24 protein-coding genes and 2 tRNA genes are annotated in these 22,427 nt (G+C 51.0%); 15 read left to right on the forward strand and 11 right to left on the reverse strand.

What is annotated here, in order from left to right; translation table 11 throughout:
* Positions 1-70: 70 nt before the first annotated feature.
* The 5 genes from Q9J79_RS01030 to Q9J79_RS01050 are packed head-to-tail and all read left to right on the forward strand — an operon-like array spanning position 71 to position 3,364.
* Complete coding sequence (locus tag Q9J79_RS01030; RefSeq protein WP_301911454.1) at positions 71-736, forward strand: GspH/FimT family pseudopilin; 666 nt, start codon at positions 71-73, stop codon at positions 734-736.
* A gap of 28 nt (positions 737-764) precedes the next feature.
* The gene (pilV, locus tag Q9J79_RS01035) at positions 765-1,376 is read left to right on the forward strand and encodes a type IV pilus modification protein PilV (protein WP_301911453.1); all 612 of its coding nucleotides are present in this window, start codon (positions 765-767) and stop codon (positions 1,374-1,376) included.
* Positions 1,373-2,314 (forward strand): PilW family protein, encoded by a 942-nt coding sequence (locus Q9J79_RS01040; protein ID WP_301911452.1) that lies wholly within the window; start codon positions 1,373-1,375, stop codon positions 2,312-2,314. Before pilV ends, Q9J79_RS01040 begins: the two co-directional genes overlap by 4 nt.
* Positions 2,293-2,889 (forward strand): pilus assembly PilX family protein, encoded by a 597-nt coding sequence (locus Q9J79_RS01045; protein WP_301911450.1) that lies wholly within the window; start codon positions 2,293-2,295, stop codon positions 2,887-2,889. Before Q9J79_RS01040 ends, Q9J79_RS01045 begins: the two co-directional genes overlap by 22 nt.
* Position 2,890: 1 nt before the next feature.
* The gene (locus Q9J79_RS01050; protein ID WP_025457170.1) at positions 2,891-3,364 is read left to right on the forward strand and encodes a PilX family type IV pilin; all 474 of its coding nucleotides are present in this window, start codon (positions 2,891-2,893) and stop codon (positions 3,362-3,364) included.
* A gap of 69 nt (positions 3,365-3,433) precedes the next feature.
* On the opposite strand, the gene Q9J79_RS01055 is transcribed toward Q9J79_RS01050, so the two are convergent.
* Both Q9J79_RS01055 and Q9J79_RS01060 read right to left on the reverse strand, forming a co-directional pair.
* On the reverse strand, positions 3,434-3,742 hold the full coding sequence (locus tag Q9J79_RS01055; protein ID WP_003707454.1) for an AzlD family protein: 309 nt from the start codon (positions 3,740-3,742) through the stop codon (positions 3,434-3,436).
* Entirely contained in the window at positions 3,739-4,449 is a 711-nt protein-coding gene (locus Q9J79_RS01060) for an AzlC family ABC transporter permease (protein WP_301911448.1), read from the reverse strand. The genes Q9J79_RS01055 and Q9J79_RS01060 overlap by 4 nt, the downstream gene beginning before the upstream one ends.
* Before the next feature lie 142 nt (positions 4,450-4,591).
* Here Q9J79_RS01060 and dut point away from each other — a divergent pair, with 142 nt between their 5' ends.
* From dut to Q9J79_RS01085, 5 genes are all read left to right on the forward strand, one after another.
* Positions 4,592-5,044 carry a dUTP diphosphatase gene (dut, locus tag Q9J79_RS01065; protein ID WP_301911447.1) on the forward strand — a complete coding sequence of 151 codons (453 nt, stop codon included), beginning with the start codon at positions 4,592-4,594 and terminating at the stop codon, positions 5,042-5,044.
* A gap of 76 nt (positions 5,045-5,120) precedes the next feature.
* Positions 5,121-6,308, forward strand: coding sequence for a succinyldiaminopimelate transaminase (gene dapC, locus Q9J79_RS01070; protein ID WP_301911446.1), 1,188 nt, complete (start codon positions 5,121-5,123; stop codon positions 6,306-6,308).
* A 163-nt stretch (positions 6,309-6,471) separates the two neighbouring features.
* The gene (gene yaaA / locus Q9J79_RS01075; RefSeq protein ID WP_118778201.1) at positions 6,472-7,251 is read left to right on the forward strand and encodes a peroxide stress protein YaaA; all 780 of its coding nucleotides are present in this window, start codon (positions 6,472-6,474) and stop codon (positions 7,249-7,251) included.
* Between the two features lie 82 nt (positions 7,252-7,333).
* Positions 7,334-7,424: transfer RNA gene (locus Q9J79_RS01080), tRNA-Ser, on the forward strand.
* Between the two features lie 77 nt (positions 7,425-7,501).
* A tRNA-Ser gene (locus tag Q9J79_RS01085) sits at positions 7,502-7,591 on the forward strand.
* Between the two features lie 329 nt (positions 7,592-7,920).
* Here the strand turns inward: Q9J79_RS01085 and Q9J79_RS01090 are convergent.
* Positions 7,921-8,223, reverse strand: coding sequence for a hypothetical protein (locus Q9J79_RS01090; protein ID WP_300905648.1), 303 nt, complete (start codon positions 8,221-8,223; stop codon positions 7,921-7,923).
* Positions 8,224-8,365: 142 nt separating this feature from the next.
* Entirely contained in the window at positions 8,366-10,591 is a 2,226-nt protein-coding gene (locus Q9J79_RS01095; RefSeq protein ID WP_301911445.1) for an NADP-dependent isocitrate dehydrogenase, read from the reverse strand.
* Between the two features lie 328 nt (positions 10,592-10,919).
* On the opposite strand from Q9J79_RS01095, the gene lst reads away from it, so the two are divergent.
* Positions 10,920-12,035 (forward strand): N-acetyllactosaminide alpha-2,3-sialyltransferase, encoded by a 1,116-nt coding sequence (gene lst, locus Q9J79_RS01100; protein WP_301911444.1) that lies wholly within the window; start codon positions 10,920-10,922, stop codon positions 12,033-12,035.
* A 163-nt stretch (positions 12,036-12,198) separates the two neighbouring features.
* On the opposite strand, the gene Q9J79_RS01105 is transcribed toward lst, so the two are convergent.
* Complete coding sequence (locus tag Q9J79_RS01105; protein WP_301911443.1) at positions 12,199-12,657, reverse strand: c-type cytochrome; 459 nt, start codon at positions 12,655-12,657, stop codon at positions 12,199-12,201.
* A gap of 253 nt (positions 12,658-12,910) precedes the next feature.
* On the opposite strand from Q9J79_RS01105, the gene Q9J79_RS01110 reads away from it, so the two are divergent.
* Entirely contained in the window at positions 12,911-13,732 is an 822-nt protein-coding gene (locus Q9J79_RS01110; protein WP_219296497.1) for an SDR family oxidoreductase, read from the forward strand.
* A gap of 50 nt (positions 13,733-13,782) precedes the next feature.
* On the opposite strand, the gene yciA is transcribed toward Q9J79_RS01110, so the two are convergent.
* Positions 13,783-14,229 (reverse strand): acyl-CoA thioester hydrolase YciA, encoded by a 447-nt coding sequence (gene yciA / locus Q9J79_RS01115; protein WP_002213811.1) that lies wholly within the window; start codon positions 14,227-14,229, stop codon positions 13,783-13,785.
* Positions 14,230-14,555: 326 nt separating this feature from the next.
* On the opposite strand from yciA, the gene Q9J79_RS01120 reads away from it, so the two are divergent.
* Positions 14,556-14,789: a hypothetical protein gene (locus tag Q9J79_RS01120; protein WP_301911442.1), complete on the forward strand. Its 234-nt coding sequence runs from the start codon at positions 14,556-14,558 to the stop codon at positions 14,787-14,789.
* 150 nt (positions 14,790-14,939) lie between these two features.
* Here Q9J79_RS01120 and Q9J79_RS01125 read toward each other — a convergent pair whose 3' ends face one another.
* Both Q9J79_RS01125 and Q9J79_RS01130 read right to left on the reverse strand, forming a co-directional pair.
* Positions 14,940-15,071: a hypothetical protein gene (locus Q9J79_RS01125; RefSeq protein WP_304717616.1), complete on the reverse strand. Its 132-nt coding sequence runs from the start codon at positions 15,069-15,071 to the stop codon at positions 14,940-14,942.
* A gap of 13 nt (positions 15,072-15,084) precedes the next feature.
* A complete protein-coding gene (locus Q9J79_RS01130) occupies positions 15,085-15,723 on the reverse strand; it encodes an opacity family porin (protein WP_439787027.1) in 639 nt (212 codons plus the stop codon).
* Positions 15,724-16,813: 1,090 nt separating this feature from the next.
* On the opposite strand from Q9J79_RS01130, the gene pip reads away from it, so the two are divergent.
* The gene (gene pip, locus Q9J79_RS01135; RefSeq protein WP_301911370.1) at positions 16,814-17,746 is read left to right on the forward strand and encodes a prolyl aminopeptidase; all 933 of its coding nucleotides are present in this window, start codon (positions 16,814-16,816) and stop codon (positions 17,744-17,746) included.
* Positions 17,747-17,802: 56 nt separating this feature from the next.
* On the opposite strand, the gene Q9J79_RS01140 is transcribed toward pip, so the two are convergent.
* Positions 17,803-18,999, reverse strand: coding sequence for an NlpB/DapX family lipoprotein (locus tag Q9J79_RS01140; RefSeq protein ID WP_301911369.1), 1,197 nt, complete (start codon positions 18,997-18,999; stop codon positions 17,803-17,805).
* Positions 19,000-19,007: 8 nt separating this feature from the next.
* Positions 19,008-19,883 carry a 4-hydroxy-tetrahydrodipicolinate synthase gene (dapA, locus tag Q9J79_RS01145; protein ID WP_301911368.1) on the reverse strand — a complete coding sequence of 292 codons (876 nt, stop codon included), beginning with the start codon at positions 19,881-19,883 and terminating at the stop codon, positions 19,008-19,010.
* 307 nt (positions 19,884-20,190) lie between these two features.
* Between dapA and Q9J79_RS01150 the strand changes: the two genes are divergently transcribed.
* Entirely contained in the window at positions 20,191-21,582 is a 1,392-nt protein-coding gene (locus Q9J79_RS01150) for a nucleobase:cation symporter-2 family protein (protein WP_301911367.1), read from the forward strand.
* A 61-nt stretch (positions 21,583-21,643) separates the two neighbouring features.
* On the opposite strand, the gene rlmB is transcribed toward Q9J79_RS01150, so the two are convergent.
* The gene (gene rlmB / locus Q9J79_RS01155; protein ID WP_127254298.1) at positions 21,644-22,396 is read right to left on the reverse strand and encodes a 23S rRNA (guanosine(2251)-2'-O)-methyltransferase RlmB; all 753 of its coding nucleotides are present in this window, start codon (positions 22,394-22,396) and stop codon (positions 21,644-21,646) included.
* Positions 22,397-22,427: the final 31 nt, after the last annotated feature.

The raw sequence follows: 22,427 nt of genomic DNA on the forward strand, positions 1-22,427 counted from the left end.
GTCTTGAGGCATTTTTGCATTCAGACGGCATATAATTGAAAATACATTACCAGTTAACGTCCTATTGCTTATGTGTACACGAAAACAACAAGGTTTCACGCTAATAGAGCTGCTCATCGTGATGGTCATCGCAGCCATTATGGCGATGATAGCCCTCCCCAGTATGAGCCGGTGGATTGCATCCCGCCGCATTGCCAGTCACGCGGAGCAGGTTGCCAACCTTTTGCGTTTCTCCAGGGGCGAAGCCGTCCGGCTCAATCTCCCTGTCTATATCTGTCCTGTTCAAGTTAAAAAAGACGGTACGGTCAACAATCAGTGCGACTTCAGTAAGAAGGGGCAGGGGGTGTTGGCTTTCGGCGACAAAAACGGCAATAAGGCATATGACGGCGATGCGGCGGATGTTTTCCTCCGCAGTGTGGTGTTGAATGATGCCGCCGACAGCCGGATTAATTATGCCTTCAACCATATCGCTTTCGGTCAGTCTCAACCGACTGCCGACCGTGTTGTTTGGACTTTCAACCAAAACGGGGCATTCGGCTATTCTCCCGATCAGAATCTCGCGCGTACTTCCAGATTTGTTTACTCCGACGGTTATATCCAAATCGTGCTGACAGATGCGAAGGCGGTTTCTGCCGATGAAAAGAAATTCCGTTCGGCGGTGGTTTTGATTGACAGCAGCGGCAGGGTTGAGGTTTGCCCTAGAAACGATACGCGTGCCGTATGCCAACATCAATGACTGTTTTAGTTGGTTTGGGAAATAAAAAATGAAGAATAATGATTGCTTCCGCCTGAAAGATCCCCAGTCCGGTATGGCACTGATAGAAGTCTTGGTTGCTATGCTCGTTCTGACCATCGGTATTTTGGCACTATTGTCCGTGCAGTTGCGGACAGTCGCTTCCGTCAGGGAGGCGGAGACACAAACCATCGTCAGCCAAATCACGCAAAACCTGATGGAAGGAATGTTGATGAATCCGACCATTGATTCGGACAGCAACAAGAAAAACTATAATCTTTACACAGGGTCGTACACCCCTTCTTCCTCCGACGGCGATTTCACGCTTAATAATTTGAAAACCAAGAAGGATTTGGCAAAAGCCCAGTTGGACAGGTTCGGTTATGAATTGAAAAATGCCTTGCCGGATGCAGCCAGTATCCATTATGCCGTCTGCAAGGATTCGTCGGGTAACGCGCCGACATTGTCCGACAGCGGTACTTTTTCTTCAAATTGCGACAATAAGGCAAATGGGGATACTTTGATTAAAGTATTGTGGGTAAATGATTCGGCAGGGGATTCGGATATTGCCCGTACGAATCTTGAAGCGAACGGCGACAATATCGTATATACCTATCAGGCAAGGGTCGGAGGTCGGGAATGAAACATAAAATGCTAAACGGACCAAAAGGCAGTTATGATGGTATGAAGGGTTTTACCATTGTTGAATTTTTGGTTGCGGGCCTGCTCAGTATGATTGTCCTGATGGCGGTCGGATCGAGTTACTTTACATCCCGGAAATTAAATGATGCGGCAAACGAGCGTCTTTCCGCACAACAGGATTTACGGAATGCGGCAACATTGATTGTCCGCGATGCGAGAATGGCAGGGGGCTTCGGTTGTTTCAATATGTCCGAGCATCCTGCAACTGATGTTGTTTCCGATACGACGCAACAAAATTCTCCTTTTTCCTTAAAAAGCAAAGGCATAGATAAACTTATCCCCGTAGCGGAATCTGCAAATATCGGATATCTGGGTTTTACCCAATCCGGTAAGGCATTGATTTTCCAATACGGTATCGATGATGCTAATGCAAGCGCCGCGACTACCGTCGTCAGCAGCTGTGCCGCAATATCGAAACCGGGCAAGCAAATCCTTACTTTAGAAAATGTAAAAAAAGAATTGAATATTCCGGATACGGATAACAGGCAAAATGGCAATATTGCGCGTCAAAGGCATGAGGTCAATGCCTATGCGGTCGGCAAGATTGCCGATGAGGAAGGTTTGTTCCGCTTCCAATTGAATGCTGATGGCGGATGGGGTAATCCTCAGTTGCTCGTGAAAAAAATTACCCATATGAATGTGCGGTATGTCTATGTTTCCGACTGTCCTGAAGATGAAGATGCCGGCAAAGAGGAAAAATTCAAATATACGGATAAATTCGACAGTTCCAAAGGTGCTGTTACGCCTGCCGGGGTGGAAGTTTTATTGAATAGCGGTACTGATACCAAGATTGCCGCTTCTTCAGACAATAATATTTATGCTTACCGTATCGATGCGACAATACGCGGGGGAAATGTATGCGCAAACAGAACACTTTGACGGGAATCCCGACTTCTGACGGACAGAAAGGGTTTGCACTGTTTATCGTGCTGATGGTTATGATTGTCGTGGCCTTTTTGGTTGTAACTGCCGCGCAGTCTTACAATACCGAGCAGAGGATCAGTGCCAACGAATCAGACAGGAAATTGGCTTTGTCTTTAGCCGAGGCGGCTTTGCGGGACGGCGAATTTCAGGTTTTGGATTTGGAATATACTACGGACAGTGAGGTTACATTTAGCGAAAACTGTGAAAACGGCCTGTGTACCGCAGTGAATGTGCGGACAAATAATGATAATGAAGAGGCTTTTGACAATATTGTGGTGCAAGGCAAGCCTACCGTTGAGGCGGTGAAGCGTTTTTGCCCTGTAAATTCTACCAACCTGTGTATTGACAATAAAGGGATGGTATATGGGAAAGGTACGGGAAGCGTCAGCAAAATGCCGCGTTATATTATCGAATATTTGGGTGTGAAGAATAACCAAAATATTTACAGGGTTACTGCCAAGGCTTGGGGTAAGAATGCCAATACCGTGGTTGTCCTTCAATCTTATGTAAGCAATAATGATGAGCAATAAAATGGAGCAAAAAGGGTTTACATTGGTTGAGGTAATGATAGTCGTCGCGATACTCGGCATCATCAGCGTCATTGCCATACCTTCTTATCAAAGTTATATTGAAAAAGGCTATCAGTCCCAGCTTTATACGGAGATGGTCAGTATCAACAATGCTTTCAAACAGATTATTTTGAAAAATCCCGGGGAAAGTAATCAGAACCTTGAAACGGAACTGAAGAAGTTTGCGCCGGCTTATAGGATGAACCCGAAAATTGCCGAAAAATATAGTGTTTCGGGGGAATTTGTCGATGCGGCAAAATCAAGGGCATACAGGTTGGTCGGCGTTCCGAAGGCGGGGACGGGTTATACTTTGTCGGTATGGATGAACAGCGTGGGCGACGGATACAAATGCCGTGATGCCGCTTCTGCCCGAGCCTATTCGGAGACTTTGTCCGCGGATGCCGGCTGTGAAGCTTTCTCTAATCGTAAAAAATAGGGCTGTTTTGCCAATGCCGTCTGAAAATCAATGTTCAGACGGCATTTTTTACGGACATTTTGAAATGAATTATGTCATCAACCATCCCAAGATGCCTGACGAGCCGACCCCTATCAATACGGTAGGCAACATAGAAAAGCGGCAGGCTGCCAAGGCGGTTAACGCGATGGCGATAAGTTCGTGCGGCTTGTCGGATACGAAATAGGGGGCAATGACGGAAATCAGGACGCAGCCCGGCGCGGCTTCCATAATGGTTTGGGCACGGCGGCTTAAGGTTCGGTTACGCAGTGCGAAAAAGCCGATCAACCGGGTAGAGTAGGTAACGGCAAGCATAGAGGCAAACAACAGGAATGATTGGAGCGACAATAAACCTTTCATTTTTGTTCTCCCCAGAGATAAGCCGATAACAGACCGGACAGTGCGCCGGCAGGAACATACCACGCGCCGTCAACGGTCAGGTAAACGGCGGATGCAACAATCAGGCTGACAAACCATGGTCTTGATGCGGAAAAACTTTTCCACATCCCCCTCAATAAAACCAGAAATACGGCAGGAAACGCCATGCCGAATCCCCAAGCGGCCACATTGCCGAACATGGGTCCTACTGCCGCGCCGAAAGTGGCAAACCCTATCCAAGTAATGTAGAGGATAAAGCATACGCCCATATAAAAAGGCATATTGAATGCGGGCAAACCGGCTGCTTTCCGTTTTTGGATTTCGGAGAATGCCATTGCCCAGCTTTCATCACACATAAAAAACAGTGCGGGCACGGCTTTTTTCAGCGGTATTTCTTTCAGGTGCGGGGCAAGTGCCGCCCCCATCAGGATATGCCGCGAATTAATCATAAAGGTTACGGTGGCGATAAGCAGTATCGGCAGAGGTTCCGCCCACAGGTTGACCGTGGCAAATTCGGAGCCGCCGGCGAAGTTCATACCGGTCATCAGCAACATCTCCAGCCAGCTCATGCCTTTTTGTCCGCCCTGCATACCGAGTATTAATGCCCAAGGCAAAAGCCCAATCAGCATGGGCGAACTTTCTTTGATGCCGCGTATAAATTCGTTACGGGGTGAACTTGTATGTGTCATGTTAATATTGATATGTAAGAAGGTCGGGCATTATACACAGACGGTGTATTTCAGAACAAAACCTATTTGCCGTGTTTCAGCGTAAACACGGCTTGTGTATAATCTCCCATCTTTGAAACCGGCCGTATGCAGGAGCAAGACGATGAATATTGAAGTAGAAATGAAAGTGTTGGACGAGAGGATGGCGGATTTTATCCCTGCCTATGCAACGGAGGGTTCTGCAGGTTTAGATTTGCGTGCCTGTTTGGATGAGGAAGTCGTCTTGCAGCCGGGCGAAACGTTGCTTGTGCCGACCGGTTTGGCAATTTATTTGGCCGATCCTTCATATGCCGCCGTTTTGCTACCCCGTTCCGGCTTGGGGCATAAACACGGCATTGTTTTGGGCAATTTGGTCGGTTTGATCGACTCCGATTATCAAGGGGAATTGAAGGTGTCGTTATGGAACAGAAGCAGCGAACCGTTTACTGTCAAGCCGTTCGAGCGTATCGCGCAGATGGTTATCGTTCCGGTCGTACAGGCGGGCTTCAAACGTGTCGAGGAGTTTGTCAGAAGCAGCCGGGGTGAGGGCGGCTTCGGCAGTACGGGTTTGCATTGAATATAAAATGCCGTCTGAAGGGCACGGCAGGTTCAGACGGCATATCTTCCCAATATGCCGGTAATCGGAGAACATTATGAATACCTTACTCAACCAACTCAAACCCTATCCCTTTGCCCGACTGCGTGAAGCGATGCATGGCATTTCCGCCCCCGAAGGTCTGGAAGCCGTCCCCCTTCACATCGGCGAGCCCAAACACCCGACACCGAAAGTCATTACAGATGCGCTGACCGCCTCATTGCACGAGTTGGAAAAATATCCGCTGACGGCCGGTTTGCCTGAACTGCGTCAGGCGTGTGCGAACTGGTTAAAACGCCGTTATGACGGCTTGACGGTTAATCCGGATAATGAAATTCTGCCGGTTTTAGGCAGTAGGGAGGCGTTGTTTTCTTTTGTTCAAACCGTGTTGAACCCTGTTTCAGACGGCATCAAACCCGCAATTGTCAGCCCGAATCCCTTTTATCAGATTTACGAAGGTGCGACACTTTTGGGCGGCGGTGAAATCCATTTTGCCAATTGCCCTGCGCCGTCTTTCAACCCCGATTGGCGTAGTATTTCCGAAGAGGTTTGGAAACGCACCAAACTGGTGTTCGTCTGCTCGCCCAACAACCCCAGCGGCAGCGTGCTGGATTTGGACGGCTGGAAAGAAGTTTTTGATTTACAGGATAAATATGGTTTCATTATTGCCTCGGATGAATGCTATTCCGAAATCTATTTCGACGGCAACAAACCTTTAGGCTGCCTGCAGGCCGCTGCACAGTTGGGTCGAAGCAGGCAAAAACTGCTTATGTTCACCAGTTTGTCCAAGCGTTCCAACGTTCCGGGCCTGCGTTCCGGTTTTGTCGCCGGCGATGCCGAACTGCTTAAAAACTTTCTGCTTTACAGAACCTATCACGGCAGTGCAATGAGCATTCCCGTGCAGCGCGCAAGCATTGCCGCTTGGGATGACGAACAGCACGTTATCGACAACCGCCGCCTGTATCAGGAAAAATTTGAGCGCGTTATTCCCATTTTGCAACAGGTATTTGATGTTAAATTACCGGATGCCTCGTTTTACATCTGGTTGAAAGTCCCCGATGGCGACGATTTGGCATTTGCACGCAATTTATGGCAAAAAGCCGCTATCCAAGTATTGCCCGGACGCTTTTTGGCGCGGGATACCGAACAGGGCAATCCCGGGGAAGGTTATGTCCGTATCGCTTTGGTTGCCGATGTCGCAACTTGTGTCAAAGCTGCGGAAACCATTGTTTCCCTATATCGGTAAAGAATAAAAAAATGCCGTCTGAACTTTTGTTCAGACGGCATTTTTCAATATTTTACGGTTGAATTTGCTGTAACGGTATTTACTTCACTTTTAATCTAATCGGCTTGCCCGCAAACACGTTTAAATTTAAAATCCCCGTGTTTGACACAATACCGAGCGGATTATGTTTTTTGTCCTTTCCCCTGCGAAAAACCTTAACGAAAAAGACCCTGCCCCTGTCAGCGAGTTTACCCAACCCGACCTGCTGGCAGAGTCCGAAATTCTAATGCAGCAGTTGCGCGAGCTTGCTCCGCAACAGATCGCCGAACTGATGCACGTTTCCGACAAAATCGCACTCTTAAACGCCGAACGAAATGCAGCGTGGCACACGCCGTTTACGCCGGAAAACGCCAAACAGGCGGTCTTTATGTTCAACGGCGATGTTTACGAAGGTATGGATGCAAACACATTGGATATTGGACAGATACGCTATCTGCAAAACCATGTCCGCCTGCTGTCCGGTCTGTACGGTCTTCTGCGTCCACTGGACCTGATGCAGCCTTACCGTTTGGAAATGGGGACGGCATTTGCCAATTTGCGCGGCAAGAATTTGTATGAGTTTTGGGGCGACATCATTACCAACCTTTTAAATGATACGCTTGCCCAAGCAGGCAGCAATACGCTTGTCAACCTTGCCTCACAGGAATATTTCAAGTCCGTCAACACGAAAAAACTTCGGGCGCGGCTGATTACCCCGATATTTAAAGACGAAAAAAACGGCAAATATAAAATCATCAGTTTTTACGCCAAGCGCGCGCGCGGATTAATGGTGCGCTATGCGGCAGAACACAATATTACCGATCCTGAAATGCTGAAAAATTTTAATTACGAAGGCTACGCATTCAATGACGCGGCTTCCAATGAAAGTGAATGGGTGTTTATGCGTTCGGAACAAATAAAGTGAAAACAATAAATTAAGTATTTTCCGAAAAAAGTGCTTGGCAAAATGTATAAACTTCATTATTATTCGTCTTCTTCAAGAAGACGGAAGCGTGGCAGAGCGGTTTAATGCAACGGTCTTGAAAACCGTCGAGGGTTGATAGCCCTCCGTGAGTTCGAATCTCACCGCTTCCGCCAATCCTTGAGGTCAAAAACCAAATAAAAATGAAGTAGCATAAAGCATCGGCATTTTTATTTGGTTTTACTTCATTATCGGAAACGTGGCAGAGAGGCTGAATGCAGCGGACTCGAAATCCGCTGAGGGTGCAAATCCTCCGTGGGTTCGAATCCCACCGTTTCCGCCAGAAAACATAACCGCCCTGAATCAGGGCGGTTCTTTTTTGTTCAAGTTGTGTCAATTACTATATAAAAATCATCGATTTACCCTGATTTTTCGTAACGCCCTGCAACAAACCGCAATCGGCAGACGCTTTTTATTAATGTTTTATGGTATTAATTTGTATGGTCATTTTTTGGAATGGGAACTTACCATAATGGTTAAAGCCGTTACTCCGTTTAATCCTGTTTGGGTCAGGGATGCGGGGAAGGCGGGTTTTATCAAGCCGCGCGTTTTGATGTGAGAATGCCGTCTGAAATCATTGTTTCAGACGGCATTGTTATTGCTGATGCGGCTTTATTCGCAATTCAGATTGCGGGTTTTTTCTGCAAACGAATCCATAGCGATTTGGCACATTTGCTTGCGCTGTCCCAAATCGGCGGCAGGCAGGGCTTGGAATAGGAATTTAGTGTTGTTGCGTGCAAAATTTGCCTTGTTTCCGGCTTTGTTGTAACAGGTTTCGGCGCGTTTGAAATATTGTTGGCAAATCGGCGGCAGCTCGTCCATAGTCAGGGGCTTGCTCTTATGCATACCGTGTGCGGATGCGGGAAAGGCGGTTGCCAAAAGGATGCTAATCAGGATGGTTGGAACAGTTTTCATATTATTGTCTTTCCGTAGGGTCAAAACTAAAGATTATATGATTTATATCCAATGGGTGCGGCGTTTAATCATAATCAGGCAGATAGGGATAACTAATGCCGTCTGAACGACGAATGTTCAGACGGCATTTTTGCCTTTGTGCTTATAAGGCGTTTAGTGCCTGATTAAAGGTTGCGCTCGGACGCATCGCTTGTGCGGCTTTTTCAGGATTGGCTGCGTAGTAGCCGCCGATGTCGACCGCTTTACCTTGTACGGCAGAGAGTTCTTCAACGATTTTGGCTTCGTCGGCAGTCAAAGCGGCTGCCAATGGAGCAAATGCGGCTTTCAGTTCGGCATCTTTGTCTTGCGCTGCCAATTCTTGCGCCCAGTAGAGGGTGAGGTAGAAATGGCTGCCGCGGTTGTCGAGTTCGCCCGCTTTGCGTTTAGGCGATTTGTCGTTCAACAGCAGTTTTTCGGTGGCTGCATCCAAAGTGTCGGCGAGGACTTGGGCTTTGGCGTTGCCGGTTTTTTGCGCCAAATGTTCAAACGATACGGCGAGTGCGAGGAATTCGCCCAAAGAGTCCCAGCGCAAGTGGTTTTCTTCGAGGAATTGTTGAACGTGTTTCGGTGCAGAACCACCCGCGCCGGTTTCAAACATACCGCCGCCATTCATCAATGGAACGATAGACAGCATTTTTGCGCTGGTACCCAGTTCCAAAATTGGGAACAAGTCGGTCAGGTAGTCGCGCAGGACGTTGCCGGTTACGGAGATGGTGTCTTCGCCGTTTTTCAGACGGCCTAAGCTGAATTTAGCGGCTTCTTCAGGAGCGAGGACGCGGATGTCGAGGCCGTCGGTATCCAGTTCGGCAAGGTAGGCTTTAACCTTGGCGAGCAGGCTCTTGTCGTGCGGACGGTTTTCGTCGAGCCAGAATACGGCTGGCGTGTTGCTCAGGCGGGCGCGGTTGACGGCGAGTTGTACCCAGTCTTTGACGGGCGCGTCTTTGGTTTGGCACATACGCCAGATGTCGCCTGCTTCAACGTCGTGCTGCATCAGGACTTTGCCTGCCGCATCAATGACTTGAACCTGACCGTCGGCTTCGATTTCGAAGGTTTTATTGTGCGAACCGTATTCTTCGGCTGCCTGCGCCATCAGGCCGACGTTGGGCACAGTACCCATTGTTGTCGGATCGAACGCGCCGTGTTCGCGGCAGAAATCGATGGTTGCCTGGTAAACGCCGGCATAGCTGCTGTCCGGAATGACGGCTTTGGTGTCTTGCGCTTTGCCGTCTTTATCCCACATACGGCCGGAGTTACGAATCATCGCAGGCATGGAAGCATCGACGATGACATCGCTAGGAACGTGCAGGTTGGTGATGCCTTTGTCGGAATCGACCATCGCCAAATCGGGGTTGGCGGCGTAAACGGCGGCGATTTCGGCTTCGACGGCAGCGCGGGTGTCCGCATCCAGCTTGTCCAGATTGGCCAGCAGGTTGCCGAAGCCGTTGTTGACGTTGACGCCGGCGGCAGCCAGTTTGCCGCCGAATTTTTCAAATACAGGCGCGAAGAACACTTTGACGGCGTGTCCGAAGATAATCGGGTCGGACACTTTCATCATGGTGGCTTTCATGTGCAGCGAGAACAATACGCCTTTTGCTTTTGCGTCTTTCACTTGTTCGGCAAGGAAGGCGAGCAGGGCTTTTTTGCTCATTACGGTCGCGTCGATGATTTCGCCGGCTTTCAGGGCAACAGGCTCACGCAGCTCTTTTTTGTTGCCTTGTTTGTCGGTGAACACGATGGATACGGAAGTCGCTTCAGGTACGGTAACGGATTGTTCGTTATGGAAAAAGTCGCCACTTTGCATGGTGGCAACGTGGGTTTTGGAGTCTTTGGTCCATGCGCCCATGCTGTGCGGATTTTTTTTCGCAAAGTTTTTCACTGCTTTAGGCGCGCGGCGGTCGGAGTTGCCTTCGCGTAAAACGGGATTGACCGCGCTGCCTTTGATGCGGTCGTAGCGTTCGCGTACGGCTTTTTCTTTATCGCTTTGAGGGTCGGCAGGATAGTCGGGAACGGCAAAGCCTTTAGACTGCAATTCTTTAATCGCGGCAGTCAGTTGCGGTACGGATGCGCTGATGTTCGGCAGTTTGATTACGTTTGCGTCGGGCTGTTTTACCAGTTCGCCCAACTCGGCAAGCGCATCAGGTACGCGCTGCGCTTCGGTCAGATGTTCAGGAAATGCCGCCAAAATGCGGCCGGACAGGGAAATGTCGGCAGTTTTGACTTCGATGCCGGCGTGGCGGGAAAACGCCTGCACAATCGGCAGCAGCGATTGGGTCGCCAGCGCGGGGGCTTCGTCGGTATGGGTATAAACAATGGTGGATTTTTGAGTCATAGGATTATTCTCTTGTAGGTTGGTTTTTTCTTTTGAAACACATTGCGCGGGGAATGTGCGCGGCTATTATGGCATATTTTGGCGGCTTTGTTCGCGCTTTGTTCGATCTTGGCGTGTTTGCACGCGGCGGCGGAAAAAGAAGGGGGAAATGACTTTCCCGCTTTTGGCGGCGGTGCCGGTGAGGTTGTGCCTGATGTGCGGCGGCACATTTTCGGTGAAATTGATTTTAATATTCGGTAACTGTCGGATTATCTGCTAAAATTCCGCATTTTTCCGCCTCGGACACTCGGGGCGTATGTTCAATTTGTCGGAATGGAGTTTTAGGGATATGGGGTTGAAAAAGGCCTGTCTGACCGTGTTGTGCCTGATTGTTTTTTGTTTCGGGATATTTTATACGTTTGACCGGGTAAATCAGGGGGAAAGGAATGCGGTTTCCCTGCTGAAGGACAAACTCTTCAATGAAGAGGGGGAACCGGTCAATCTGATTTTCTGCTATACCATATTGCAGATGAAGGTGGCAGAAAGGATTATGGCGCAGCATCCGGGGGGGCGGTTTTATGTGGTGCTGATGTCTGAAAACAGGAATGAAAAATACGATTATTATTTCAATCAGATAAAGGATAAGGCGGAGCGGGCGTATTTTTTCTACCTGCCCTACGGTTTGAACAAATCGTTTAATTTTATTCCGACGATGGCGGAGCTGAAGGTAAAGTCGATGCTGCTGCCGAAGGTCAAGCGGATTTATTTGGCGAGTTTGGAAAAAATCAGCATCGCCGCCTTTTTGAGCACTTACCCGGATGCGGAAATCAAAACCTTTGACGACGGCACAAACAATCTGATACAGGAGAGCAGCTATTTGGGCGATGAGTTTTCTGTAAACGGGACGATCAAGCGTAATTTTGCCCGAATGATGGTCGGAGATTGGAGCATCGCCAAAACCCGCAATGCTTCCGACGAGCATTACACGATATTCAAGGGTTTGAAAAACATTATGGACGACGGCCGCCGCAAGATGACTTACCTGCCGCTGTTCGATGCGTCCGAACTGAAGGCGGGGGATGAAACGGGCGGCACGGTGCGGATACTTTTGGGTTCGCCCGACAAGGAGATGAAGGAAATTTCGGAAAAGGCGGCAAAAGATTTCAACATACAATATGTCGCGCCGCATCCCCGCCAAACCTACGGGCTTTCCGGCGTAACCGCGTTAAATTCGCCCTATGTCATCGAAGACTATATTTTGCGCGAAATTAAGAAAAACCCGCATACGAGGTATGAAATTTATACCTTTTTCAGCGGCGCGGCGTTGACGATGAAGGATTTTCCCAATGTGCACGTTTACGCATTGAAACCGGCTTCCCTTCCGGAAGATTATTGGCTCAAGCCCGTTTATGCGCTGTTCCGTCAGGCCAGCATTCCGATTTTGACATTTGACGATAAAGATTAATCGCATAGCAAATCAAAATAGAAAACGGCGGAGTAAGTAAGGCAAAAATCAGGATATGGCGTATTTTTTGAATTGACGATCATTTCCGATTGCTTTGCGTGTGCTGAAATGACAAAGAAAATGCCGTCTGAAAGCTTCAGACGGCATTGTTCTGTTTCGGATGTTATTCGGGCGCGCGGAAACTGTCGTGGCAGGATTTGCAGCTTGCACCGGTTTCGCCGTAGGCGGCTTTGATTTCATCCAGTTTGCCGGTTTGGGCGGCGGCGTTGAGTTTTTCGACGGCGGCAGTGAATTTTGTTTTTTCGGCTTCAAATTTTGCACCATCCGACCAAACGGCGGGCAGGGCGCGGCCGTTGCCTTGGGGGTCGGACTCAAAAAGCGTGAACGGTTTTTTGCTGCTTTCGGCAAACGCCGCGGCAGCCTGTTTGAATTTTTCGACATCGTAAGGTTCTTCGCCTTTGACCATTTTGCCCATACGCGAGAAGTCGGGCATCATAGATTTGAACGCGGCGGTGCGGTTTTCGGAAATTTCGCCTTTGGGCTGTGAGGGTGCGCCGCCGTTTCCGCAGGCGGAAAGGAATAGGGCGAGGGTGGTTGCGGCAAGGCGGGTTTGAATGTTCATCGTGTTTCCTTTTCGGTTGAAACCCCGCCCTTTAGGGCGGTAGAATCAGATTTTATTTGGGAAGGGTGCAACCCCTTCCGAATCAGGACGGCACATAGGGCGACGCTTTATGTATCGTCCTGTGTGTTGAAACATATTGAATGTGTCCTGTCGTGGTGGTATGGTTGTTGTCGTTTTCAGCCGGCGCGATGCTGGCTGAAGGGCGTTATGATACCTGAAACAGGTCTGGGAAACGAGAAAGAAAGGAAAAACGATGGCTGTTTTAATTACCGGTGCTTCGGCAGGCTTCGGCGAAGCGATGTGCCGCGCGTTTGTCGGGGCGGGATACCGCGTTATCGGTGCGGCGCGCCGTGCGGACAGGCTTCAGGCCTTGGCGGATGAATTGGGTGCTTTGTTTTACCCTTTGGAAATGGACGTGTCGCGCCGTGAGTCGGTGGAAAACGCTTTAAACGGCATCCCCGATGAATTTTCCGATATCGACTGCCTCATCAACAATGCCGGGCTGGCTTTGGGTCTGGACACGGCGGACAAGGCGGATTTTGAAGATTGGGAAACGATGATTCAAACCAATGTTTTGGGTTTGACGTTTCTGACGCGCAAGATTTTGCCGCAAATGGTGGAGCGCGGCGGCGGCTATGTGATGAATTTGGGTTCGATTGCAGGCAATTATGCTTATGCCGGCAGCAACGTTTACGGGGCGACCAAGGCGTTTGTGCGCCAGTTCAGCCTGAACCTGCGTGCGGAGTTGGCGGATAAAAATATCCGCGTTACCAATATCGAGCCGGGTTTGTGCGGCGATACGGAGTTTTCCAACGTGCGCTTCAAAGGCGATGACGAGAGGGCGGCGGGCGTGTATGAGGGTGTGGAATTTATCCGCCCCGAAGATATTGCGGAAACCGCATTGTGGCTGTACCGCCGGCCGGCGCATATGAATGTGAACACGATTGAAATCATGCCCGTGGCGCAGACTTTTGCAGGAATGAAGGTGATAAAAAAAGCCGTGCCGGAAGTGCGGGAAGACTTTGAAAAACAGAGTATGTCGCTGTTTTCCCGCATCAGGTCTTGGTTCAAATGATACGGAATGCCGTCTGAAGACAGTTTCAGACGGCATTTTTACGGGTATTTTTACGGAGTAGGCAATAAGCCCGCCAATTTGGGGTTGCCTTCTTTCGGTATCGGGCGCGGATTGCCTTCCGCATCGATGGCGACATAAGTGAACACGGCTTCGGTTACGAGGTGGCGGTCTTCGGTAACGCAATCGTTCATCAAAGTTTTGACCCAGACTTCCACTTTAAGCTGGAGGGAAGTATTGCCTACGCGGACGCAATGCCCGTAGCAGCAGACGACGTTGCCGACCTTGACCGGGCGGATGAAGTTCATTTCCTGAACGGCGACGGTAACGATGCGTCCCCGCGCGATTTCCGCCGCCAATATGCCGCCGCCCAAATCCATCTGCGACATAATCCAGCCGCCGAAAATGTCTTGGTTGGGATTGGTATCGCGCGGCATAGCGACGGTACGCAGGAGCAGTTCGCCTTGAGGGCGTTGGCGGTTGCCTTCTTCGTGCTGCATAAAGTTTCCTTGTTTTATTGAAAGATAAATCGGACCTGCACCCCTGCCCGAAACGGGAAGTCGGGAAGGGCGTAGTTTAACCCATTTGAGACATACAAGGGCGGGCACGGAACAGATTCGCAAGGCGTATTGTAGGAAGGGGCTGTAGAGTGGGCTTCAGCCCGCCATTTCCATCAATCCAACATTTCTACCGTTTTCATTGAATCCATCGAATCCGCCCCTTTCGACAACCCGGCCCTACGCAACTGAACCGTCATTCCCACGAAAGTGGGAATCTAGAATCTCGGGGTTTCAGTCATTTCCGATAGATTCCCGCCTGCGCGGGAATGACGGGTTTCAAGATTGCGGTGTTGTCGGACGGGTTTCAAGATTACGGTGTTATCGGGAGTGATGGAAAATGGTGGGAATTGTGTAAAAAATGCCGTCTGAAACCGTTGGAAGCGTTGGAGTCGATGAATCAGTGGGCTTCAGTCCGCCATTTTCATCAATCCAACATTTCTACCGTTTTCATTGAGTCCATCGAATCCGCCCCTTTCGACAACCCAGCCCTACGCAACTGAACCGTCATTCCCACGAAAGTGGGAATCTAGAATCTCGGGGTTTCAGTCATTTCCGATAGATTCCCGCCGCGTCGGGGGTCTGGATTCCCGCCTGCGCGGGAATGACGGGTTTCAAGATTGTGGTGTTGTCGGGAATGACGGGTTTCGAGATTACGGTGTTGTCGGACGGGTTTCAAGATTGCGGTGTTGTCGGGGATGACGGTTCGGGTATTTCACTGCGCCCGTCCCGCGCCTGTAAACGGCGGGTGCATCAAAAATGCCGTCTGAAGGTTCAGACGGCATCGGTATCGGGGAATCAGAAGCGGTAACGCACGCCCAATGAGGCTTCGTGGGTTTTGAAGCGGGTGTTTTCCAAGCGTCCCCAGTAGTGGTAGCGGTATCCGGTATCCAAGGTCAGGTTGGGTGTGATGTCGATGCCTACGCCTGCCACCGCACCGAAGCCCACGCGGCGGATGCTGTGGCTTTGGTGTACGGGCGCGTGGACATCTTTCAATCCTCCGGTCGCTGAAATATTGGCAATAATTATTTCAGCTTTATCTTCCACCGCAATGCTGTGTCTTACTTTGCCCAAGCCGGCGCGTATGCCGGCATAGGGTTTGAAGCGGGTGCCGGTGTTGAAATCGTAGATGGCGGAGATGCCGTAGTTGGATTCGGCTTTGAATGTGCCTTTGTCGGTGTGGTCGGCAATTGTTTTAACTTCAGTGCCGTTTTTGACTTTTTTAGTATTTTCTGCGTGAATATGCTTGCCATGTCTCCAAGTATTATAACGGGCGTAATCGAGGGCGATGCGCCAGTTGCCGAAATCGTAGCCGACGGAAAGGCGGGGGTGGGTGGAATGGGTTTTGACGTTGCGGTAGTCGTCGAAGACTTTGGCGTTGTCGCCGGGATAATCGTGGGTAATGTGTTCGTAGGCATAGGCTAAATCTGCCTGCACATACGGGCCGCGGCCATTGTCTTCACTTGCCGCCTGCGCTGCGGAAGAGAAGAGAAGAGAAGAGAAGAGAAGAGAAGAGAAGGGTTTTTTTGGGGGCTGGATTCATTTTCGGCTCCGTATTCGGTTTAACTGATTAAAAGAGAACGATTTTTACTGATGGTTCAAGGGCGGATTGTATCGGGTTTGGGGCGATGTTTCAATAAGAAACAATAAGAAAGCCACCATTATGGTTTAATCCTGCGTGTTGAACCTGAGGGCAGGGGCTTGCGCCATTTTGAAATAAGGCCGATCCGCCGCCTTGAAGGGTGGGGCTTAACTGTTAGGAAATAATGGCAAAGAGGCTTGTTTCTGTCAGACATTGTATGGGTTTTCTTTTAAATGATATATTTCCGCCTGTTTATGCAATATTTTCTTTATAGTGGATTAACAAAAACCAGTACGGCGTTGCCTCGCCTTAGCTCAAAGAGAACGATTCTCTAAGGTGCTGAAGCACCAAGTGAATCGGTTCCGTACTATTTGTACTGTCTGCGGCTTCGTCGCCTTGTCCTGATTTTTGTTAATCCACTATGTAGTTGGTTAAAATAAAACTAAGCCAAGGAAGCACTGCCGTCATTCCCGCGCAGGCGGGAATCTAGGTCTGTCGGTGCGGAAACTTATCGGATAAAACGGTTTCTTCAGATTTTACGTTCTGGATTCCCACTTTCGTGGGAATGACGGGATGTAGGTTCGTAGGAATGACGAAAAGTGGTGGGAATGACGAAAAGTGGCGGGAATGACGGTTCGGGCATTCCTTAAATCACCCGTGTATCGCTGTAAATCTTAGAGATGGCGGAATATAGCGGATTAACAAAAACCGGTACGGTGTTGTCTCGCCTTAGCTCAAAGAGAACGATTCTCTAAGGTGCCCAAGCACCAAGTGAATCGGTTCCGTACTGCTTGTACTGTCTGCGGCTTCGTCGCCTTGTCCTGATTTTTGTTAATCCACTATATCGCGATTTTTCGGCATCTGCCTTTCGGGGCGGCTTGTGTTTTGTGCGTGATGTCGCGTGTTGGGATGTTCGGATTGTCAGAGGCAATATGGGAGAAGATGATGTATGAGATAAAACAGCCTTTTCATAGCGGATACTTGCAGGTGTCTGAAATTCATCAAATTTATTGGGAGGAATCGGGCAATCCCGAGGGTGTGCCGGTCATTTTTTTACACGGCGGGCCGGGCGCGGGGGCTTCGCCTGAATGTCGGGGTTTTTTCAATCCCGATGTGTTCCGTATTGTCATCATCGACCAGCGCGGTTGCGGACGTTCGCACCCGTATGCTTGTGCGGAAGACAATACGACTTGGGATTTGGTGGCAGATATTGAAAAAGTCCGTGAGATGCTGGGTATTGAAAAATGGCTGGTGTTCGGCGGTTCTTGGGGCAGCACGTTGTCGCTGGCTTATGCCCAAACCCATCCGGAACGGGTAAAGGGATTGGTGTTGCGCGGGATATTTTTGTGCAGGCCGTCTGAAACGGCGTGGCTGAACGAGGCGGGCGGTGTGAGCCGGATTTATCCGGAACAATGGCAAAAATTTGTCGCGCCGATTGCTGAAAACAGCCGCCATATGTTGATTCAGGCATATCATGAAATGCTGTTTCATCAAGATGAAGAAGTGCGCCTGTCTGCCGCGAAGGCTTGGGCGGATTGGGAAAGCTATCTGATTCGTTTCGAGCCGGAGGAAGTGGATGAAGATGCTTATGCCTCACTGGCAATCGCGCGTTTGGAAAACCATTATTTTGTCAACGGCGGCTGGTTGCAGGGCGATAAGGCGATTTTGAACAATATCGGCAAAATACGGCATATCCCGACCATTATCGTACAGGGGCGGTATGATTTGTGTACGCCGATGCAGAGTGCGTGGGAGTTGTCGAAAGCCTTTCCCGAAGCGGAGTTGAGGGTGGTTCAGGCGGGGCATTGTGCGTTCGATCCGCCTTTGGCGGATGCGCTGGTTCAGGCGGTTGAGGATATTTTTCCTCGGTTGTTGTAAAAAGTTCCGCATAAAAAAGCAGCTTCTGTTTGGAAGCTGCTTTTGTTTTGAACGGTTTAACGCAGTTCGGAATGGAGTTTGCCCAATAATGCGGATGCATCTTTGTCGGCATATGCGCTGCCGTCTTTGTTGAGCAGGACGATGCGAGAGCCGTCGGCAACGGGTTCTGCATAGACAATCAGTTCCAGTTGTTCGGCAGGTTTCTCCGCTTTGCCTTTGCCCAGCAAGCGTTTGAACAGCCCCGGTTTTTGTTCGGTAACGGCATTGCTTTCGTTCGGGGCTTTTTGAACCAGGAAGGCGTGGCGTTCGGTGTTTTGACCGACGACGGTCAGACCGATGCGGTCGAGGGCGAGTGCGGTGCGCCGCCAGTTTCTGCCGTAGTCGCCTAAGACAATCAGGCTTTTGCCTTCGATACGCGCCATTTCGTTGGCGGCGGGAAGGATCGGTTTTTTTGCCAATGCGTTTTCCGCCTGCTGTCCGTCAACGCCCAAATATTGCATAAAGCGCGTCAGGAAAGCCGCTTCGAGGTTGGGGTCGGAAGCGGAAGGCTGCCACATGGTCGTGTCTTTGTCTTTGCTGCCGTACACTTCTTTCATCGCTTTGTGGGTGAAGAAGATGTCGGAAACGCCGTTTTTGCCCTGTTCGATGCGGACGATGAATTTGTCGCGCTCGCCGGTGGAGTAGATGCCGCCCAAACCGACTTTGTCGAAGAGGCGGCGGATGCTGTCTTGGGGGATTTTGGCGCGGTTTTCCGCCCACTCGGTTTCCATTTGTCCGATGGCAGGTTCTTCGGATTTGATGTCGAAGCCGTTTTCCTGCCAGAAGGCTTTCAGGAGCGGCCATATTTCCGCCGGTGATTTGCCGTCGACAACGAGCCAGCGTTGGCTGCCGTCGCGCTCGAGGCGGACACCTTTGACGCTTTTCAATACTTCGGCATCGGCAGGCTGTTGGACGGCGGGTGTGCGGCGTTTTTCCAAATCGCTGGCGCGGACGGCTCCCGAACCGGCAGGCAGGCGGTAGAGGTTGCCTTGGTCGGGGTTGTTTAAGTCGGGGGGAACTTCGAGTTTGATCAGGCGGTGCGACCGGCTTTGGTAGTCGAGCCTGGGCTGTTCGGTTTTGCTGCCGGAGCAGGCGGCAAGCCCGATGAGTGCGAGTGCGGAAATGACGGGTTTGATATGGGTCATCGTGTCATCCTGTGTGATGGATATTAAAGTGTTTGTTGCGTTATGCCGTCTGAACGGTTCAGACGGCATGGCTATATTTAAAGTTGTCCTGAGGCTTTCAGGGCGGCGCAGACTTTTGTTTGTCCGTTTTCCGTCAGCGGAACGAGCGGTAGGCGGACGTGCGGTTCGCATCTGCCCAAGGCGGATACCGCCCATTTCGGTGCGGCGGGGCTGGGTTCGCAGAACATGGTGTCGTAAATCGGAATCAGCCGGTCGTTGAGTTCGCGTGCGAGGGCAATGTCGCCTTGCAGCGCGGCACGGCACATATCGGCAAAGAGTTTCGGGGCGGCGTTGGCGGCTACGGTAATAACGCCGTGCCCGCCGCACAGCATGAACGGCAGGGCGGTGTGGTCGTCGCCGGAAAGGACGACGAAGCCTTCGGGCGCGCGGTTGATGAGTTCGATGTTGCTGCCGATGTTGCCGCTGGCTTCTTTCACGCCGACGATGTTGGAGATTTCGGCAAGGCGCAGGATGGTTTCGTTGTTCATGCTGACGACGGTACGGCCGGGCACGTTGTAGATAATCATCGGAATCGAAGTGGCTTCGGCGATGGTTTTGAAATGTTGGTAAATGCCTTCTTGGGAGGGCTTGTTGTAATAGGGGACGACGGATAAGGTGAAGTCTGCACCGGCTTTTTCGGCGGCTTGCGAAAGTGCGATGGCTTCGAGGGTGTTGTTGGCGCCGGTACCTGCGATGACGGGGACGCGCTTGTTGACGTGTTTGACCGTTTCTTCGATTACGCTTAAATGTTCTTCGACGGAGAGGGTGGCGGATTCGCCTGTCGTGCCGACGGCGACGATGCCGTCTGTGCCGTTTTCGATATGCCAGTCGATCAAATCGCGGAGTTGTTCGTAATGGATGCTGCCATCTTGATTCATCGGGGTAATCAGGGCAACCAAGCTACCTTGTAACATACGGAACCTTTTATTCAGTTGTGGTGTAGGGGGCGGTAATGCTTCCGATTGTAGCCTACTTTACCGCAGGTGTGAAATCCGGCGGGTTGCGGATGTGGGGCGTTTGCACCGAAAGGTATGGTGGAAATTGATTTTTCCTGTTTGAAATCATTTTATTATGTTCGCCGGTTTATGTCGGTGCCGCCGGATTTAAAATGTGTTGGGCGTGTGGGCAGACGGATGCCGTCTGAAATGCAAATTGAAGCCGTGCGGCAGATTCGCTACAATCCGCGCTTGGATTTTTCAACCTTTAAAATAAGGAAATACAATGAGCGGTCAGTTGGGAAAAGGTGCGGATGCGCCTGATTTGGTGTACGGTTTGGAGGATAGGCCGCCGTTCGGCAATGCGTTGTTGAGCGCGGTTACCCATCTTTTGGCGATTTTCGTGCCGATGATTACGCCCGCGCTGATTGTGGGCGGCGCGCTGGAATTGCCGGTGGAGATGACGGCATATCTCGTGTCGATGGCGATGGTTGCGTCGGGTGTCGGCACTTATTTGCAGGTCAACCGCTTCGGGCCGGTCGGTTCGGGGATGCTGTCCATCCAGTCGGTGAATTTCTCGTTCGTTACCGTCATGATTGCGCTCGGTGCGGGGATGAAAGAGGGCGGTTTGACTAAGGATGCGATGATTTCGACGCTCTTGGGCGTATCGTTTGTCGGCGCGTTTTTGGTGTGTTTCTCGGCGTGGCTGCTGCCTTATTTGAAAAAAGTGATTACGCCGACGGTCAGCGGCGTGGTCGTGATGCTGATTGGCTTGAGTTTGGTACACGTCGGCATTACTGATTTCGGCGGCGGCTTCGGCGCGAAGGCGGACGGCACGTTCGGCTCGATGGAAAACTTGGGGCTGGCTTCGCTGGTGCTGCTGATTGTGCTGGTGTTCAACTGCATGAAAAATCCGCTGCTGCGTATGAGCGGTATCGCGGTCGGGCTGATTGCCGGCTACATCGTCGCGCTGTTTTTGGGTAAGGTGGATTTTTCCGCGCTGCAAAACCTGCCGCTGGTTACGCTGCCCGTACCGTTTAAATACGGTTTTGCTTTCGACTGGCACGCATTTATTGTGGCAGGCGCGATCTTCTTGTTGAGCGTGTTTGAGGCGGTCGGCGATTTGACCGCGACGGCAATGGTGTCCGACCAGCCGATTGAAGGTGAGGAATACACCAAACGCCTGCGCGGCGGCGTGTTGGCGGATGGTTTGGTATCGGTAATCGCAACCGCGCTCGGTTCTTTGCCGTTGACGACGTTTGCGCAAAACAACGGCGTGATTCAGATGACCGGCGTGGCTTCGCGCCACGTGGGCAAATATATCGCGGCGATTTTGATTCTGCTGGGTCTGTTTCCCGTTGTCGGACGTGCGTTTACGACGATTCCGAGTCCGGTGTTGGGCGGCGCGATGGTTTTGATGTTCGGCTTGATTGCGATTGCGGGCGTGCGGATTTTGGTCAGCCACGGCATCCGCAGGCGCGAGGCGGTAATTGCGGCAACGTCGGTCGGTTTGGGCTTGGGTGTCGCGTTTGAGCCGGAAGTGTTTAAGAACCTGCCCGTCTTGTTCCAAAACTCTATTTCTGCAGGCGGCATTACGGCAGTCTTGCTGAATTTGGTCTTGCCCGAAGATAAAACCGAGGCGGCGGTCAAGTTTGATACCGACCACTTGGAACACTGATTTTGAAAACGAATGCTGTCTGAAACGGAATCCCTGTTTCAGACGGCATTGTTTTTGAGGCTTACGCTTTTTCGTTTTTTAATACGCGTTGCCGGCGGGTTTCACTTAATACCATTCCGGCAGACACGGAGACGTTCATGCTTTCGACCGTGCCGAACATGGGTATGGACACCAGCATGTCGCAATGTTCGCGCGTGAGGCGGCGCATACCGTCGCCTTCGTTGCCCATTACCCACGCCGCGCTGTCGGGCAGATTGCAATGGTAAAGGTCGGACTCGCCGCCCATATCGGTACCGATAATCCAGATGCCGTATTCTTTCAGCTCGCGCAGGGTGCGGGCGAGGTTGGTTACGGTGATGTAGGGGACGGTTTCCGCCGCACCGCAGGCGACTTTGCTGACGGTGGCGTTCAGCCCCGCGCTTTTGTCTTTCGGTGCGATGACGGCATGTACGCCCATCGCGTCGGCGGTACGCAGGCACGCGCCGAGGTTGTGCGGGTCGGTGATGCCGTCGAGTATCAGCAGCAGCGGCGGTTCGCTGAGGTTTTCCAATACGTCTTCGAGGTGGACGTGGTTTTTGGAGGCATCGATAAATCCGACCACGCCCTGATGGCGCGCGCCTTTGCTGATGGCGTTAAGGCGGTCGGCATCGGCAAAATATACGCGGATGTTTTCGTTTGCCGCCTTTTCCAACACTTCGCGCGTGCGTGCGTCTGATTTGCCTTCTTGGATGTAGAGTTCGACGATGGATTTGGGGTTTTGCCACAAACGGGCATTGACGGCGTGGAAGCCGTAGATGGGTCTTTGGTTTGCCATGATGGTGCTTTGTCGGAAATTTCAGACGGCA

The sequence above is a fragment of the Neisseria viridiae genome, from assembly GCF_962747995.1.
GTDB classification, from domain to species: domain Bacteria; phylum Pseudomonadota; class Gammaproteobacteria; order Burkholderiales; family Neisseriaceae; genus Neisseria; species Neisseria viridiae.